Source organism: Ruegeria sp. HKCCD7255 (assembly GCF_013031565.1).
Classification (GTDB): Bacteria; Pseudomonadota; Alphaproteobacteria; order Rhodobacterales; family Rhodobacteraceae; genus Ruegeria.
In genome coordinates this window covers 23,069-39,985 of sequence record NZ_WQAG01000005.1, presented here as the reverse complement: position 1 = coordinate 39,985, position 16,917 = coordinate 23,069, and the positions used below count along the sequence as shown (strand labels likewise).

General features: G+C 58.2%; 18 protein-coding genes. 5 read left to right on the top strand and 13 right to left on the bottom strand.

Going from position 1 to position 16,917, the window contains the following annotated elements:
- Genes GOX45_RS10905 through GOX45_RS10895 form a run of 3 tightly spaced genes read right to left on the bottom strand, consistent with a single transcriptional unit; the run spans nt 1 to nt 2,092 of the window.
- Nucleotides 1-528 carry a hypothetical protein gene (locus GOX45_RS10905; RefSeq protein ID WP_171100789.1) on the bottom strand — a complete coding sequence of 176 codons (528 nt, stop codon included), beginning with the start codon at nt 526-528 and terminating at the stop codon, nt 1-3.
- Nucleotides 525-1,370, bottom strand: a complete 846-nt coding sequence (locus GOX45_RS10900; RefSeq protein WP_171100787.1) for a GNAT family N-acetyltransferase — start codon at nt 1,368-1,370, stop codon at nt 525-527. The genes GOX45_RS10905 and GOX45_RS10900 overlap by 4 nt, the downstream gene beginning before the upstream one ends.
- Nucleotides 1,367-2,092 (bottom strand): 16S rRNA (uracil(1498)-N(3))-methyltransferase, encoded by a 726-nt coding sequence (locus tag GOX45_RS10895; protein ID WP_171100785.1) that lies wholly within the window; start codon nt 2,090-2,092, stop codon nt 1,367-1,369. The genes GOX45_RS10900 and GOX45_RS10895 overlap by 4 nt, the downstream gene beginning before the upstream one ends.
- A gap of 12 nt (nt 2,093-2,104) precedes the next feature.
- Here GOX45_RS10895 and ubiA point away from each other — a divergent pair, with 12 nt between their 5' ends.
- From ubiA to GOX45_RS10880, 3 genes are all read left to right on the top strand, one after another.
- On the top strand, nt 2,105-3,067 hold the full coding sequence (ubiA, locus tag GOX45_RS10890) for a 4-hydroxybenzoate octaprenyltransferase (RefSeq protein ID WP_171100783.1): 963 nt from the start codon (nt 2,105-2,107) through the stop codon (nt 3,065-3,067).
- A gap of 66 nt (nt 3,068-3,133) precedes the next feature.
- Complete coding sequence (locus GOX45_RS10885) at nt 3,134-5,044, top strand: OmpA family protein (protein ID WP_171100781.1); 1,911 nt, start codon at nt 3,134-3,136, stop codon at nt 5,042-5,044.
- Nucleotides 5,045-5,365: a hypothetical protein gene (locus tag GOX45_RS10880; RefSeq protein ID WP_171100779.1), complete on the top strand. Its 321-nt coding sequence runs from the start codon at nt 5,045-5,047 to the stop codon at nt 5,363-5,365. It begins immediately after the preceding gene.
- Nucleotides 5,366-5,371: 6 nt separating this feature from the next.
- Here GOX45_RS10880 and GOX45_RS10875 read toward each other — a convergent pair whose 3' ends face one another.
- Genes GOX45_RS10875 through pgsA form a run of 3 tightly spaced genes read right to left on the bottom strand, consistent with a single transcriptional unit; the run spans nt 5,372 to nt 6,736 of the window.
- Nucleotides 5,372-5,815 carry a molybdenum cofactor biosynthesis protein MoaE gene (locus GOX45_RS10875; RefSeq protein WP_171100777.1) on the bottom strand — a complete coding sequence of 148 codons (444 nt, stop codon included), beginning with the start codon at nt 5,813-5,815 and terminating at the stop codon, nt 5,372-5,374.
- 4 nt (nt 5,816-5,819) lie between these two features.
- Nucleotides 5,820-6,065, bottom strand: coding sequence for a molybdopterin converting factor subunit 1 (moaD, locus tag GOX45_RS10870; protein ID WP_171100775.1), 246 nt, complete (start codon nt 6,063-6,065; stop codon nt 5,820-5,822).
- A gap of 2 nt (nt 6,066-6,067) precedes the next feature.
- Nucleotides 6,068-6,736 (bottom strand): CDP-diacylglycerol--glycerol-3-phosphate 3-phosphatidyltransferase, encoded by a 669-nt coding sequence (pgsA, locus tag GOX45_RS10865; protein WP_171100773.1) that lies wholly within the window; start codon nt 6,734-6,736, stop codon nt 6,068-6,070.
- A gap of 179 nt (nt 6,737-6,915) precedes the next feature.
- Here pgsA and GOX45_RS10860 point away from each other — a divergent pair, with 179 nt between their 5' ends.
- Complete coding sequence (locus GOX45_RS10860) at nt 6,916-7,800, top strand: DMT family transporter (protein WP_171100771.1); 885 nt, start codon at nt 6,916-6,918, stop codon at nt 7,798-7,800.
- On the opposite strand, the gene uvrC is transcribed toward GOX45_RS10860, so the two are convergent.
- The 6 genes from uvrC to GOX45_RS10830 all read right to left on the bottom strand — a co-directional run bounded on the left by uvrC (nt 7,797) and on the right by GOX45_RS10830 (nt 14,464).
- Nucleotides 7,797-9,659 carry an excinuclease ABC subunit UvrC gene (gene uvrC, locus GOX45_RS10855; protein WP_171100769.1) on the bottom strand — a complete coding sequence of 621 codons (1,863 nt, stop codon included), beginning with the start codon at nt 9,657-9,659 and terminating at the stop codon, nt 7,797-7,799. The two genes, GOX45_RS10860 and uvrC, sit on opposite strands and share 4 nt — an antisense overlap.
- A gap of 290 nt (nt 9,660-9,949) precedes the next feature.
- A complete protein-coding gene (locus GOX45_RS10850; protein WP_171100767.1) occupies nt 9,950-10,729 on the bottom strand; it encodes an SDR family oxidoreductase in 780 nt (259 codons plus the stop codon).
- A gap of 15 nt (nt 10,730-10,744) precedes the next feature.
- On the bottom strand, nt 10,745-11,707 hold the full coding sequence (locus GOX45_RS10845; protein WP_171100765.1) for a calcium/sodium antiporter: 963 nt from the start codon (nt 11,705-11,707) through the stop codon (nt 10,745-10,747).
- A gap of 168 nt (nt 11,708-11,875) precedes the next feature.
- A complete protein-coding gene (locus GOX45_RS10840) occupies nt 11,876-12,673 on the bottom strand; it encodes a S49 family peptidase (protein ID WP_171100763.1) in 798 nt (265 codons plus the stop codon).
- A 103-nt stretch (nt 12,674-12,776) separates the two neighbouring features.
- Entirely contained in the window at nt 12,777-13,538 is a 762-nt protein-coding gene (locus tag GOX45_RS10835) for an ABC transporter permease (protein ID WP_171100761.1), read from the bottom strand.
- Nucleotides 13,535-14,464, bottom strand: coding sequence for an ABC transporter ATP-binding protein (locus GOX45_RS10830; protein WP_171100759.1), 930 nt, complete (start codon nt 14,462-14,464; stop codon nt 13,535-13,537). Before GOX45_RS10830 ends, GOX45_RS10835 begins: the two co-directional genes overlap by 4 nt.
- A 152-nt stretch (nt 14,465-14,616) precedes the next feature.
- Between GOX45_RS10830 and GOX45_RS10825 the strand changes: the two genes are divergently transcribed.
- The gene (locus GOX45_RS10825) at nt 14,617-15,744 is read left to right on the top strand and encodes a CaiB/BaiF CoA-transferase family protein (protein WP_171100757.1); all 1,128 of its coding nucleotides are present in this window, start codon (nt 14,617-14,619) and stop codon (nt 15,742-15,744) included.
- A gap of 42 nt (nt 15,745-15,786) precedes the next feature.
- On the opposite strand, the gene hemE is transcribed toward GOX45_RS10825, so the two are convergent.
- The gene (hemE, locus tag GOX45_RS10820) at nt 15,787-16,821 is read right to left on the bottom strand and encodes a uroporphyrinogen decarboxylase (RefSeq protein ID WP_171100755.1); all 1,035 of its coding nucleotides are present in this window, start codon (nt 16,819-16,821) and stop codon (nt 15,787-15,789) included.
- Between the last annotated feature and the right edge of the window lie 96 nt (nt 16,822-16,917).

Here is a 16,917-nt window from a genome sequence, read left to right as displayed (position 1 = left end):
TCAATGGAGGGTCAAATGGGGTGGGCGCGAGGACCTGCGTTCCCAAATGATCACCGGATGCAACGCGCCGCCGTTCAATTCCGACAACATTTGCTCGGTTTTCAGCCCCGGCAGGCTGGAAAACACATCGAACAGAGCTTCGGCCCCTTCAGCATTCACAGGAATGTGAACCGTCGGCTGACCGTCTTGTTCGAGAATCCAATGGGCCGGGCTGAAGGTGGGATCCAGCGCCAACCGTTCGATTTCGCGTGCTGCGATGATGCCTCCGTTGAGCGGACCCAGATAGGTGATCTGGCCTTCATCTATTGTGACAACGCCCGGCCCACCGGCACCGGTGCGAAAGCGCACGCGTTGAAAACCGATGACTGCAAGAGCAATCGCAACCGCAACCAAGACCCAGCCCAACCAACCCAGCAAACCACCGGGACCGGAAATCCAGCTGAGGCCAACGATCAGTACAACCCCGGCTGCCAGAACTTCGCGCCAGCGCCACAAGGCCATTTTAGCTTCGGGTCGAATAAAACTCATGTCATCACCTGTTCTGGATTCTGCAACAGGGCAATCCGGTACCAGCCCACCTGCTGAAACCCGATTGCCTCATAGACGCGGGCAGCGGGCGGGTTGTTGGCAAACAATATAGCCCAGCGCGCACCCTGGGATCGGGCCCTTTTCATCAGGGCAAGCGTGACCTGACGGCCCAATCCACGTGTCCTGTCGTGGCGCGGCACAAATACTCCGCCAACCTGGATTTGATCTGCGACAGATGCGTTGACCGCCGCCATTGCAACCGGCTTGTCCTGCTCCAAAAGAACGATGGTACGCTGCCCTTGCAATTCGGATTGGAACCGAGCCACGGCCATGGTCTGTGCCTCCTCCCCATGCGCCTGCCCCGTATCGGCAAAATAGTCGGCGAACCATGCTTCGATCAAAGGTGCATCTGTCGGTATCAGAGTCCGCGCCGGAGCTGCGCAATCTGGCGCCGTCTGAAGGTCAATCCGATAGAGCGGCTCGTCATCGAACAATCGATAATCCGCGCCACCAAGACCCAATGCGTCGAGTGTAAGCTGAACCTGTGGTGCCACTCCGGTCATGCCCAACACCGTTTCGCCCGCAATCGCCTTGGCAAAACCCGCAGCGGCTTCGGGCTCACATCCGGGCAGCTGAACCATCAGATAACCCTTTTTGGTCAAGCCAAAGACACCTTCGATCTGATCCGTGCCCCAAAGGAAATACCGGGAGGAGTGTTCAGAGGCACCAAACCCGACCCCGTGCTGCGACAGGTTGCTGCGCAGAAACATCGACGTCTCGGGATACTGCGATAGGTAATCTTCAAGCGCAGGTGCATCCGCGGGTACTGCTTCGCGGATCATGCCCAATCTCCCAAAGCCTGCTGCCACAAGGTCATCGCCGCCACAGCGGCTGTGTCAGCGCGTAGGATGCGCGGGCCCAGACTGACCACATGAGCAAAAGGCAAGCCGGTCAGCCGCGAGCGTTCGCGGTCGGAAAACCCGCCTTCCGGCCCGATCAGAATGGCCCAGGGCTGGCCTTTCTCGCGCGCGGCGAGGCTTAGGGCCGAGCCCACCTCGGCCTCATCGCAGAACATCAACTGGCGGCCTGCGGGCCATGTGTCAAGAAGGCGATCCAACCGTTCCAGCGCAGCCACTTCGGGCACATAGGTGCCACCGCATTGCTCGGCAGCTTCAACCGCGTGCGCTTGCAAGCGATCTTGGCGGATGCGTTCCGAATTGGTGAACTCAGTCTGTACGGGCAGGATGCGCGCAGCGCCCATTTCCGCCGCTTTTTCAACGATAAAATCGGTGCGCGCTTTCTTGATCGGCGCAAACAGAAACCAAAGATCCGGTGGCAATTGCAGCGGCTTGGTTTGCGTTTGGCACGTCAAAAGGCCAGCGCGCTTTCCAGCCTCGGCAACCTCGGTCAGCCATTCACCGTCTTTTCCGTTGAACACCGAAACCGAGGCACCCACGGTCAGACGCATCACCCCAAACAGGTAATGCGCCTGGTCACGCGACAAAGGAACGGATTGCCCTGCCCCAAGTGGCTGATCTACATACAGTCTGACTTTTGCACTCATGAGGCCTTACATATGCAAGGCAATGCCCCAACACCAGATGGTCAAGTCGCTGATGCGGTGCCCGACAATTGGGTTGACCGATACGCCCCTGCGTTCAGCCGCCCCTATCTGCGGCTCAGCCGGGCGGACCGGCCGATCGGCACCTGGCTGCTGCTGATCCCATGCTGGTGGGGCTTGGCACTGGCCATTCTCAGCGACGGCGCGGCACGGTTCGAGGACATCTGGATCGCCATTGGCTGCGCCATCGGAGCCTTCCTGATGCGCGGCGCGGGCTGTACCTGGAACGATATCACTGACCGCGAGTTTGACGGACAGGTCGAACGCACACGGTCGCGTCCCATCCCTTCGGGGCAGGTGAGTGTACGTCAGGCGGTGATCTGGATGGTGCTGCAATGTCTGCTGGCGCTGGGTGTATTGCTCACATTCAATCAGGCCGCCATTGCCATGGGCGTGCTGTCCCTGTTGCCGGTTACGCTCTATCCGTTTGCCAAACGCTTTACCTGGTGGCCGCAGGTGTTTTTGGGCCTGGCCTTCAATTGGGGCGCGTTGTTGGCCTGGGCGGCGCATACCGGAACGGTCGGATCCCCGGCGATCATGCTGTATCTGTCGGGCATCGCCTGGACACTGTTCTACGACACGATCTATGCCCATCAGGACGCCGAAGATGATGAGCTTGTCGGCATCAAATCCACCGCACGCCTGTTCGGAACGGATACCGCCAAGTGGCTCAAGTACTTTCTGGTGGCCACGGTGACCTGTATGGCGCTGGCGGTCATTGATGCAGGGTTGAACGTGGCTTCGGGTCCGGCCCTGTTTTTGGCGCTGGCCGGGCCTTGGGCCATGGGCTGGCATCTGGCCTGGCAATTGCGCGGCCTGGACATCGAAGACAACGACAAACTGCTGCAACTGTTTCGCGCCAATCGCGACACCGGCCTAATTCCGCTGATCTTATTCTGCATCGCCCTGCTGCTTTGATTGCACCCCGACGCGCGTGGATATATGAGTGCGGTCCATCCATTAGGGGGAGACTCGGTTCATCACATGCGACTGCCGTATTTCATCGTTGCGATTGTGATATTCGCGCTATCCGCGGCTCTGTCATATGTCGGGGCCGGATACGCGGTCACCAAGATCGAGGAAGAATCCGAATTTGTCGTTCGTCGCGCCCTGAACCTGGACGGTCACGATTGGGCCGAGGTGCAATCTGACGGGTTGCGCGTTGTTCTGACCGGGACCGCCCCCGATGAAGCAACCCGTTTTGCCGCCCTGACTTCTGCAGGGCGCGAGGTCGACACTTCGCGCGTCATAGACGAAATGGAAGTCGAACCCACTGCCGATCTGACCCCGCCACGCTTTTCCGCCGAGATCCTGCGCAATGACAGCGGCATCTCGATCATCGGGCTTGTCCCCGGTGCTATGGCGCGTGGCGATCTGGTCGAACGGCTGAATGCGGTGGCCCCCGGCACATCCGTGTCCGACCTTATGGAAAGCGCTGACTATCCGGTGCCCAAAGGCTGGGACGAGGCCATCGACTATGCGGTTTCATCCCTGATCCGTTTGCCGCGTGCCAAGATTTCGGCCAGCCCCGGTCTGGTCAGGATCACCGCGATTGCAGAAAGCCAACGCGAGAAGGACCGGCTTGAACAGGAACTCACACGTGCCGCGCCGCCCAGCTTGCGGCTTGGCCTGTCAATCTCGGCTCCACGCCCTGTCATTACGCCTTTCACCCTTCGCTTTCTGATCGACGACAATGGCGCAAGGTTCGACGCCTGTTCGGCCCAGGATGAGGTTGCGCGCGATGCGATTGTTCAGGCAGCGCAAACCGCGGGTATGGATGAAACCTATAGCTGCACGATCGGGCTGGGCGTGCCCTCGCCCAATTGGGCCTTGGCCAGCGTGCAAAGCATAAACGCGGTGAAAGAACTGGGGCGGGGCTCGGTCACCCTGTCCGACGCTGACATCACCCTGATCGCAGCCAAGGGCACAAACCCCGCCCAGTTCGACCGCGTGGTGGGCGAGCTGGAAAACGCGCTGCCATCGGTCTTTGCCCTGCATGCCGTTCTTCCCGAGCCCGAGGTCGAAGAGCAAGTCGGCCCACCCGAGTTTTCCGCCACGCGCAGCCCCGAAGGCCTGGTTCAACTGCGCGGTCGGGTCGGTGATGAAACCCTGCGCGACATGACCGACAGCTTTGCGCGCGCAGCCTTTGGCTTTGAACAGGTCCATACGGCCACCCGCATCGCACCTGATTTGCCGCCAGACTGGCCCATCCGTGTATTGGCCGGGCTTGAGGCATTGGCTCAATTGAATAACGGTGCGCTGACGGTGACGCCCGACACCCTGGATCTATCCGGCATAACCCACGACCAAGGAGCCCGAGCACGAATCGCGGGCCTGCTTTCGGAAAAACTGGGCGATGCTCAGGACTTCACCCTGTCGATCACCTATGTCGAGCCGCCAAAGCCCGAAGACGCTCTGCCCGACCCCGAGCTCTGTGAAGCACAGATCGCCGAAGTTCAGACTGGTGCGAAGATCGCCTTTGAACCGGGATCGGCCACCATTTCCGAAACCTCGCGCGATACCGTTAATCAGATTGCGGATATCCTGCGCGAATGCGGCCCGATCCGGTTGGAAATTCAGGGCCATACCGACAGTCAGGGCCGGGAAGAGATGAACCAACAGCTCAGCCAGGCCCGGGCGCAATCGATCCTGAACGAGTTGCGCGGGCGGCGTATCCCGACCTCCAGCTATTCTGCGGTCGGATATGGGGAAACCCAGCCCATCGCCGATAATGACACCGAGGAAGGGCGGGAAGAGAACCGGCGGATCGAATTCCGGTTGATCCGCCCCGAACCCATCGAACCGACCAAAACCGCGCTTGAGGCGATGGAGGCAGATACGGACGCCCCTGAGGACGCAGACGAAGGCGCGGAACCGGATGCAGGAGACCAGTAAGTGAACCGCCAAGAATTCATCATCGCCACCGCCGTCATCCTGTTTGCCGCCTTTTGCATGGGTTGGTTCGCCAACTGGCTGGCCCACCGCCTGTCCCGCGTCCGGCAAAGCGACGTGGCCGATCTGGACCGCATGAGCCAAGAGTTGCACGAAGCCGAAGAAACCCGCGATCAGGCGATCACGTATTTGCAACAACGCGAGGCGGAACTGTCCAACCAGCTCAGCCAGGTCGAAGCCGAACTGGCCGCCGCCATGGAAGGCCTGCGTACTACACGCCAAGAGGCCGAAGAACTGCGCGAACGTCTGAACAACGCGGATTGACCGCGTCTACCACCGGCTCAGCGCGTCTTCGTCCTCGTCTTTGGCGGCGACCCATTCAGCGCCTGCGCGTGTGATTTCCTTTTTCCAGAACGGTGCGCGGGATTTGAGGTAATCCATCAGGAACTCTGCCGCCTCAAACGCGTCCTTGCGGTGGGGTGAGGCTGTCGCGACCATCATGATTCGGTCACCTGGGGCCAGTCGTCCGTGGCGGTGGATGATCAGAACATCCCCCAAAGACCACCGCGCCATCGCATCCTCAGCAATCTTGGTCAGCGCGCGTTCGGTCATGCCGGGATAGTGCTCGATTTCCATCACATCCAGGTCACCTGAGGCCAGATCACGCACCACGCCGGTGAAGGTCACGATGGCTCCGTTGGCGTTATCGCCCGCGGCGAAGGCATTTGCCTCGGTCCCCAGATCGAACGGGGCTTCCTGAACCGCGATACGCATCAGATCAACCGCCCGTCATGGGTGGGAAGAACGCAACCTCGCGGACGCCAGCCAGGGGTGCATCAAAGTCCGACAATTCCTGATCCAGTGCCACACGCAGGGCCGAAAGATCGGCAAAGGCCGCAGCATAGCGATCTTCGCGGGCGCTGAGTTCAGCCACCAGATCACCTACCGTGGCTGCCTGTGTTTCGATACGTTCTTTCGGCAGGCCGATCCGTTCGCGTACCCAGGCAAAATACAGCACGTCCATCCCTAGCTCTCCTTCAGATGCGGCAAGGCCTTACGTAGGTAATCATAGCCGGTGATCAATGTCAGAGCTGCCGCCAGTAAGAGCAGCCACAGACCGATCTGGCCCGACCAATACATGCCGTTGGCGTTCCAACGCAATCCGTTCACATCCTCAACCTGACCAGACAGAACCTGTTCGACCAGAGCAGCATCCATACCAAAGCTGGCCATAACTGCGTAATGTTCAAAAATGCCCTGCGAGAATAGCACAGCGATGGCTACCATCTGCGTGGTGGTTTTCCATTTTGCCAATTTCGTGACCTTCAGCGTGCCCGCCACATCCCCCAGATATTCCCGCAGGCCCGAGACAAAGACCTCACGAAACAGGATCACTGTCGCGGGCAGAACCAGCCATGGGGTCCAGCTGTCTTGCGAATAGCCAACGATGATCATCAGCGCGATGACCACCATGGCTTTGTCGGCAATAGGGTCCAGCATGGCGCCGATCTTGGTTTCCTGTTTCCACGCCCGCGCAAGATATCCATCAAACCAATCGGTGATCGCGGCAGTCAGAAACAGGATCAGAGCGAACCAATCGGCATAAGGCCGAGTGAAATACAAAAACATCACTGCCAGACCGGGCGCGGCCAGCAAACGCAAAACGGTCAGGATATTCGGCAAGTTCCACTTCATAGGGCGAACTCTACATCGGCGGGATAAGACAGGAAAGCCACGCAAGCAAAAATCTGCACCAATCCCAGACGCTTGGTCCATGCTGCCGGAACGGCCAAGCACATCCATTTGCCCCTTGGCGTCGGATCGAATTGGCGTCAGATTGCCGTCGAACTGGTGGCAAGGCAAAACCGTTGAACATGACCCCCAATATTCAGACCGACGCGCGCTCAAACCTGATCGGCAGTGCGTGGATGATTGGCGCGATGGCCTGCTTTGCTTTGGAAGACGCATTCCTCAAAGCAGCCGCGACCGCGCTGCCGATCTGGCAAATCCTGGTGTTATTCGGCACAGGTGGAGCGGTCATTTTTGCATGTGTTGCCGGTGCGCGCGGGACGCGGTTGTTCCAATCAGATGTGATGTCACCCGCTATGAAAATTCGCGCCGTGTTCGAGATTTTAGGTCGGCTGTTCTACGTGCTGGCCATAACACTAACGCCGCTATCCTCGGCCACCGTAATCCTGCAGGCCACACCGCTTGTCGTTGTTGCAAGCGCGGCGCTGTTGTTTGGCGAAACCGTTGGTTGGCGACGGTGGAGCGCCATTTTCGTTGGCCTTATCGGTGTCGTTGTCATCATCCAGCCAACCGGCGACAGTTTCACCTTGTTGTCGTTGCTGGCCGTCCTGGGAATGTTGGGCTTTGCCGGACGAGATCTGGCCAGCCGTGCAGCACCAGCCAGCCTGGGAACCGAGGTGCTGGGGTTTTACGGTTTTGTCTGCGTCATCATCGCAGGGTTTGCCTTTCGCTTCTGGGAACAGGTGCCAGCCGCACCGTTAGAGATCTATACCAGCATATCTCTGGCCTGTGCCGTTGGTCTTGGCACGGTCGCATATTCATCTTTGATGAAAGCGATGCGCACGGGTGAAGTTTCTGCAGTGACACCCTTTCGCTATTCCCGACTTTTGTTTGGCGTCGCGTTGGGCGTGATCTTCTTTGGTGAACGGCTGGACCAAACCATGTGGCTGGGCAGCGGTTTGATTGTCGCATCGGGGCTTTACATCCTTTGGCGCGGGCGGCGCGCCTAGCCCTTTTCATGGAAAAAGTCGTAAACCTTCTGCGCCAGCCCGGCTGATATCCCCTCGACCGCTTTCAGATCTGCCAGATTGGCCCGGCTGACCGCCTTGGCGCTTCCGAAATGCGCCAGCAGAGCGCGTTTGCGCGCCGCGCCGACGCCCGGGATTTCGTCTAACGGTGTCGCCCCAACTGCCTTTGCGCGCTTGGCGCGGTGGGTGCCGATGGCGAACCTATGGGCTTCGTCCCGCAGGCGCTGAACGAAATACAACACCGGATCATTGCGTTTCAACGCAAAGGGTCGCTGACCAATGCGGTGGAATTCCTCTTTGCCGTGATCTCGGTCGATGCCTTTGGCTACGCCGATCATTGGGATGTCTTCGATGCCATGCTCCACCATGATCTCATGCACGGCACTGACCTGACCGGCCCCACCGTCGATCAGCAACAGATCGGGCCACAGCCCCTTGTCGCGATCCGGGTCCTCCTTTTGAAGGCGCGTGAATCGGCGGGTCAGAACCTCTTTCATCATGCCGAAATCGTCGCCCGGTGTCAGGTCATCGCCCCGGATGTTGAATTTGCGATAGGCGTTTTTCATGAACCCTTCGGGGCCTGCCACGATCATACCGCCCACCGCGTTGGTGCCTTGGATGTGCGAGTTGTCATACACTTCGATCCGGCTTGGCGGGCTGTCGAGGTCAAAGGCCTCGGCCACCCCGCGCAGCAGCTTGGCCTGCGTCGCACTTTCCGACATGCGCCGCGCCAGAGACTCGCGCGCGTTGCGCAGAGCACCAGCCACCAGTTCCTGTTTCTCGCCACGTTGCGGCACGAGGATCTCGACCTTGCGTCCGGCTTTTTCGCTCAGCGCGTCTTGCATCAGATCTGCGTTTTCGATCCCGTCTGACAGGATCAATTGCCGCGGCAGCTCCTTGTCGTCGTAGAACTGGCCAAGGAAGGCCTCCATCACTTCGGCAGGTGACACATCCGGCCCGACGCGCGGATAGAAATCCTTGTTCCCCCAGTTCTGATTGGCGCGGATAAAGAAGACCTGAACGCAGGCCTGTCCACTGTCCATATAGAGCCCGATCACATCCGCCTCGGCCACGCCGCGCGGATTGATGCCCTGGCTGGTCTGCACTTGCGTCAGCGCACGGATCCGGTCGCGCAAACCTGCCGCGCGCTCGAACTCCATCGCCTCAGATGCAACCATCATCTGCTCGGCCAGATCCTCTTGTACCTTGGTCGACCGGCCCGACAGGAACCGTTCCGCATCGCGGACGCTTTCACGGTAATCCTCCTCCGAGATCAGCCCAACACAGGGCCCTGAACAGCGTTTGATCTGATAGAGCAAGCACGGCCGCGTGCGGCTGTCGAACATGGAATCCGAGCAGTTGCGTAGCAGGAATGCCTTTTGCAACTGGTTCAGCGTCCGGTTCACCGCACCTGCGCTGGCGAAGGGACCGAAATAGGCACCCTTTTCCTTCTTGGCGCCGCGATGTTTCTTGATCTGTGGGAAGGCGTGATCCTTGGCAACCAGTATGTTGGGGAAGCTTTTGTCATCCCGCAGCAGCACGTTGTATTTCGGCTTGAGCTGCTTGATCAGGTTCTGTTCCAGCAGCAGCGCCTCGGTCTCGGTCCGGGTAGTGAGAAACATCATCGATGCGGTCGCAGCGATCATCTTTTCGATCCGCCCTGAATGACCGGGCCGCGTGTAATTCGACACCCGAGCCTTCAGATTGCGCGCCTTGCCAACGTAAAGAACCCGGCTGTCGGCATCCAGCATTCGGTACACACCGGGCGAGCTGTCCAGGGTTTTCACATAACGCTGAATGCGGGCATAGCCGGTCTGGGGGGAATCGCTCTGGGTAGTCATGTTACTGGGATATGATTCTCTGCATGTGGCTGCAATCTTGTGCCGTTTAGATCAAGAGTAAACAAATCCACGACTTCTGTGGATAAGTGTGCAGATAACTTTGTGAGCTTTGGGATTTTCCCTTGATTTATGACCTGTTCGCCGATTTGCCCAAAAAATAAGCAAAAATTTAAGTCATTGATTTAATGCAAAACTTTTTCGCATTCCGAACAAGTGTATGAAAAAAAAGACAAATTTGTAACGCGTTTGTAACAGAACCGAGAGCGGTGCAAAACTTCGATCCCGAAACGCTATTCGACACCCATGACATCCGGAGTTCGCCAGCCTAGATGCTGGCCTCCGTCCACGCAAATAAGCTGTCCTGTGACTGCCGGAGCGTCCAGAAAATAGCCCAGCGCAGCGGTTATGTCCGAGGGATTCGCTCCACGCTCGAGGATCGTATTTTCGCGCTGCGACTTGAAATGGATCTCGCTCTGTCGGTGGCCTTGCAAGGTTGGGCCCGGACCGATTGCATTGACCCGAATGGCTGGTGTCAGGGCCTGCGCAGACGTACGGGTCAGCGCCCACAGCCCCATTTTGGCAATGGTGTAGGTCATGAATTCGGGCGTCAACTTACGAACACGCATGTCGACCATGTTGACGATAAGACCGGTTGCCACCGGCTCGTTCATCTCATCTGTTTCCGGCTTCAGCCCTTGCCGGGCCATTGCCTGTGTCAGCACGAAAGGGGCGCGCAAGTTGCTGTCGATGTGCCGGTCCCAGCTTTCACGCGTCGCGGTCTGAATATTGTCGTACTCAAAGATCGATGCGTTGTTCACCAAACAGGTGATTGGACCGCCCAGGGCTTCGGACGCTTGCGGCAGCAACTGAGCGATCTGTCCCTCATCCAAAAGATCCGCCTGCAAGGCAGTTGATGATCGACCCAATGCTCGGATTTCAGCAACGGTTTCGTACGCCTCGTCCGCAGATGTTGCATAGTGGACCGCCACATCCATTCCTCGACGCGCCAAATAGAGCGCCATGGCCCGACCGAGCCGTTTTCCCGCGCCAGTCACCAATGCTCGGGTCATCGCAGATCTCCGTAATCAGGCTAGAAGGATAACGATATAGCCTGCATATAGCGCGGTCAGAACCAAGCCCCAAGTGCGTGTGATATCTTGTTTGAAGAACACAAAGGGCAGCAACAGAAGCGAGGCCCCAAGCATGACCCAAAGGTCAAAGTGCAAGAATTCTGGGTCCACCGGGATCCGACCAAACAGCGTTGCAATGCCGATAATGGCCAGCAGGTTGAACATGTTCGAGCCGATGACATTGCCCAACGCCACATCCGCCTGACGACGCAAAGCGGCCATGACCGTTGTCGCCAATTCGGGCAGTGACGTACCGATTGCAACCAAGGTCAGGCCAATCACAGTCTCGCTGACACCATACACCCGGGCGATCACGGTGGCGTTTTCCACCAACAGATGCGCCCCGACGGGCAAACCGATCAGACCCAGAACCAAATAAACCGACAGCTTCCAATAGGGCATATTTGGATCGGCCTCATCCAGACCTTCCAACTCATCATCATCGGCGCAGGCTTCGCCACAGGCTTTGCGATGGGCATGAGCTTCGCGAAAGGCGTTTGCCAGCACCAGCCCCAAGGCCAGCAGCAAAACCGCGCCGCTAAGCAGCGTAAACACGCCACAAAATGCCAGAGCAATGAACAGTACCGTCGCAAGCAACATGAACACATAGTTCTTGCGACTGTCGCACTCACTGGTGTGCAGCGTCGCCAACAAGGCCGGCAGGCCCAATACAAGAAGGATATTCGCGGTGTTCGAGCCCACCACATTGCCCAAAGCAATGCCGGGCGCGTTTTCCTGAACCGCACTGATCGCGATCAACAGCTCTGGTGCAGATGTCCCGAAGGCTACGATCGTCAGGCTGACAATCAGCGCAGGCACTCCAAGGCGCAGGCTCAGATTCACCGCGCCGCGCACCAGCGCGTCTCCTGCCAACAACAGGATCAACAGCCCAAGGCCCGAAAACAGCCACGCCGTCATCCGCGGCCTCCCTTTTCACAGGCGCAGGGGCCTTTGCCAATTCGAAACCGACCGCATCGAGGGCATTTGGCAGTGCTCAGCCGCTTTTGCCCCGGAAACCGTAGCTCGCCGAACATCGCCAACACGCCCATGCCAATCAAGAAAAAGGTGACCGCCTTGATGATCACGTCACAAACCGAAACGCGCGTAGGCCGCCCGCTCCTCAAGGCCTGCTATCGCGTCTTGTGCCAGCGACGCACCCAAACGAGACCAAAGCGGCTTGCGCTGCCCATAGCGGCGGAACTTGACCTTATCGCCGAAACGTTCCTGCATCTTGGGTTTCAAATGACCAATCCCGTCGATCAAACCCAGTTCCTGCGCCCGCCGCGCCAGCCAGACCTCGCCGGTAAAAAGTTCCGCGCTTTGGTCCAGCTTATCCCCGCGCCGCGCCTTGACGTGGTCGATGAAGTTGCCGTGGATGTCATTCAGCAAACCGGTCAGACGTGCGACATCCTCTTTCTTTTCAGGCGCAAAGGGATCGAGCATCGATTTGGATTTGCCTGCCGTATGCACCCGGCGTTCAAACCCCTGACGCGCCAGAAAAACATGGGCCCCAAAGCCCGACGAAATCACCCCGATCGATCCTAGGACCGAGCTGTCATCCGCCCAGATCTCATCAGCGGCCGCGGCCAGCCAATACCCGCCCGAGGCGGCCACATCTTCTACAAACGCAATGACGGGCACATCCAACTCTTCCGACAAGCGCCGAATCCGCGCCCCGATCAAAGAACTTTGCACAGGCGATCCGCCCGGAGAGTTCACTTCAAGCGCCACAGCAGCGGGCTTGCCCTTGCGAAACGCCTTTTCCAAAACCGGCGCAAGCGAAGCATCACTCATCGAATTGCGGCCAGCCATTCCGATGGCACCGGACAAACGAACCACGGCCACGCAGGGCTGTTTTTTGAGAAATGGCAGGCTGAACGTCATGGGTGCCGATGTAGAGTGCCCCAAGTCCTTAAACAAGGGAACGCCGCTGGCATATTCACCCCCTCAAGAAAAATAGCACTCATCATGGGTAAAAATGCAACGCTCAACTGCGGATACGCCAGCCTGTTTTGAAGATCCAGCCTATGATGCCAAGGCACAGACCCGTGAACCCAAGGATCGCCAGAAGGCTGAACACAATCGGTACATCCGCCAACCCATAGAACGACCAGCGAAAGCCGGAAACCAGGTAGACTACCGGGTTGAACAGGGTGATCGTCTGCCAAACTGGTGGAAGCATTGAAATCGAATAAAATGTCCCGCCGAGGAACACCAGCGGTGTCACAACCAACTGCGGAACCAGAGACATCTGTTCGAAATTGCTGGCCCAGATCCCGACAATGAACCCCAGCAATGAGAAACTGAGACAGGTCAGCACCAAAAAGGTTACCATGGCGATGGGATGCTCGACCCTTATTTCCACAAAGAACGTGGCCGTCACCAGAATAACGACCCCAACAAAAAGCGCCTTGGTGGCCGCCGCGCCGACATAGCCGATCACGATCTCGATGAAATTCACCGGGGCCGAAAGCAGCTCATAGATCGTCCCCAGGAACTTTGGGAAATAGATCCCAAAAGACGCGTTCGAGATCGAGAGCGTCACCACGGACAACATGATCAGCCCGGGCACGATGAAAGCCCCGTAAGACACGCCTTCCACCTGCTCGATCCGGCTTCCGATTGCGGTGCCGAAGACAACAAAATAAAGCGACGTCGAGAGTACGGGGGAAATGAAGCTCTGCGCCAATGTCCGAAAGAACCGTGTCATTTCAAAACGGTAAATGGCAGCAATTGCGGACCAGTTCATGCTGCCTCTCCCGAGACGAGGTTCACAAAGATCTCTTCAAGGCTGGATTGCCGAGTTTGCACATCCCGTAGCACCAGGCCTGCTTGCGCCACATCATTCAACAGGGTGGTGATCCCCGTGCGCTCGGCATTTGTGTCGTAGGTATAGATCAGCGCATCCCCTGCTGGGCTCAACACCAGGTCATGCGTGGCCAGGCTTTCGGGAATTGCCGAGATCGCTTCGGTTAACATAACCTCGATCTGTTTTTTCCCCATCTGAGCCATGAGGCTGTTTTTGTCCTGCACCAACAACAGCTCACCTTTGTCGATGACCCCTATACGATCTGCGATCGCCTCAGCCTCTTCGATGTAATGAGTCGTCAAAATGATAGTGACGCCGCTTTGCTTCAGCTCGGCCACGATCTCCCACATGTCCTTGCGCAGTTCGACATCCACGCCCGCTGTTGGTTCGTCCAGAAACAAGACCCGAGGCTCATGCGACAGCGCCTTGGCGATCAGCACCCGGCGCTTCATACCCCCCGACAATTCCTTGATCGCGTTCTTGCGTTTGTCCCACAGGGAGAGTTTGGTCAGAATTTCTTCGATCCGAGCATCATCTCGGCCATGGCCAAACAACCCACGCGAAAAGCGCACCGTATTCGAGACCTTTTCAAAAGGTTCAAGCGCGATTTCCTGCGGCACCAGACCGATCATCTTGCGCGCTGCGCGAAAGTCGTTTTCGATATCATACCCGCCGACCGTAACGGTACCTGATGTGGGTGTTGTTATACCGCAAACTGTTGAGATCAGGGTTGTTTTACCAGCACCGTTTGGTCCAAGCAAAGCAAGGATTTCACCTTCTTCGATATCCAGTGACACACCTTTCAGTGCTTGGAAACCATCGTCGTAAGATTTCCGCAGGTCCTTGATGGACAGAATTGTTGCCATGTCTTCCCTCGTTCTGGCCCGGACCCTATCGCGAAGGTCTCGGACGGAACAGGCCAAAATGATCCATGTCGAGCCCGAGACCCAACACGACCGCAAGCCTCCCCTTGTCAAACCCTGCCTCAGCGCCCAGCCTGACAGCTGGGAGGACGAGAATGCTGAACGGTATACGTGTGATCGAGATTGAGGCCTTGGGTCCGGGTCCATTCGCTGCGATGCAACTGGCTGATATGGGCGCCGACGTCATTACCATCCACCGCAAGGGCGGCACCAACGCGGCTGGCCTGACCGACCAGCACATTCTGGATCGCGGCAAACGGTCGATTGCGCTCGACCTCAAGAGCCCTGACGATCTTGCAATCGCCAGACGCCTGATCGCAACCGCAGATTCGCTAATCGAAGGGTTCCGCCCCGGTGTGATGGAAAAGCTGGGGCTCGGACCTGCCGCGTGCATGAAGATAAACCCGAAACTGGTCTATGGGCGCATGACGGGCTGGGGACAAGACAGCCCTTTATCTGAGCGCGCAGGGCATGACCTGAACTATATCGCGCTCTCGGGGGCGCTGTGGTACGGGTCGCAGCCCGGGCAAATCCCCCAAACCCCACCAACCCTGGTCGGCGATATCGGAGGCGGTGCGATGTACCTTGTCGCAGGCATCCTCGCCGGACTCGTACAGGCCCAAAAAACCGGACAAGGTACGGTGGTCGATGCCGCAATCTATGACGGTTCTGCCCATATGATGAATCTACTGATGAGTTTGGCGCAAAGCGGCAACCTGTCTGAAACCCGCGGTGAAAGCCTTCTGGACGGTCCCCATTGGAGCCGATGCTACCGATGCGCCGACGGTGGCTTCCTGTCCGTCCAATGCCTCGAGCCCAAATTCTATGCCTGTTTTCTAGAGGTTTTGAACCTGTCCAACGACCCGGATTTCACCGCTCAGTACGACCGCACCCTTTGGCCTGATCAGAGCGCGCGCCTAACTCGGCTTTTCGCCACCAAACCCCGCGACCACTGGGCAGATCTGTTTGAGGGAACCGATGCTTGCGTCGCCCCTGTTCTCAGCCCGCGCGAAGCCCAAGCGCACCCGATGAACCAGACGCGTCAGACCTGGATGACTGAAAACGGCGTCCCACAAGCCGCCGCGGCCCCGCGCTTTTCAACCTATGACTGGCATCTCAAACCCAGCCCGACCCGTGGTGCACACTCTGCCGAGATTCTGGCAGAGCTTGAAGAAAAGGAACGATCCGCCTCTTCATCTGGCCTCTCAACTCCCGGGGATTGAGAGGACCAAAGACCAAAAACAGGCTGGCCCCTTCCCTTTTGTCTAGCTGCCGCGCACGGTGTCGATCATCAGCTGTACATTGTCAGGATCCGCATCCGGCGTGATCCCGTGACCCAAGTTGAAAATATGCGGGCCCTTGCCAAACGCCTCAACAATGTGGCGCGTCTCGTCCACCAGGGCCTGACCGCCCGTCACCATATGGTGAGAGGCCAGATTGCCCTGCACGCAGCCATCGACCTGCACATGTTCCGCCGCCCATTCAGGCGACACGGAATTGTCCAGCGCCACACAATCCACACCCGTGGTTCTGGCAAAGCTCACATAGCCTTCACCCGCCTCACGCGGGAAGCCGATCACCGGCACCCCTGGATGCCGCGCCTTGATCGCCTGTGTGATCACCCGGCAGGGCTCGACCGCATATTTGCGGAAATCGTCACCCTTGAGTGATCCGGCCCAGCTGTCAAAGATTTTGACCACCTCGGCACCTGCCTCGATCTGCGCCGAGAGATATTCGATCGTAGCTGCTGTGATCCGATCCAGCAAAGCCTCGAACAGAGCAACGTTTTCTTCACGCAACGCATGGGCAGGCCCCTGATCCGGTGTGCCGCGCCCCGCGATCATATAGGTCGCCACGGTCCATGGTGCCCCGGCAAAACCGATCAGCGTGGTCTCAGTCGGCAACTCAGACGCCAAAATGCGCACCGTTTCATAGACGGGCGACAGGGTTGCGTGGATCTCATCGACCGGTTTCAGAGCATCAAATTCGGATTGCTGCGTGATCGTGGACAGGCGCGGGCCTTCTCCGGTGACGAACCAAAGGTCGGCGCCCAATGCCTGCGGCACTAGGAGAATATCGGCAAACAGGATAGCGGCATCAAAGCCGTAGCGTCGGATTGGCTGCAAGGTCACTTCGGCTGCAAGCTCGGGGTTGTAACACAGCGACAGAAAATCCCCGGCCTGCGCCCGCGTGGCCCGGTATTCGGGCAGGTAGCGGCCCGCTTGTCGCATCATCCAGATCGGGGGCACATCCTGAACCTCGCCAGCCAGCGCCCGCAATATCGTTTTTGATTTGGTCATCCCTGCCCCCGAACTGAGTATTGCAAATCACGGGTCGGGCCTCAGTGGCAATTTGTCAAGCACTGGCCCCATTGTCAGGGCAAAGTGACGCGACTA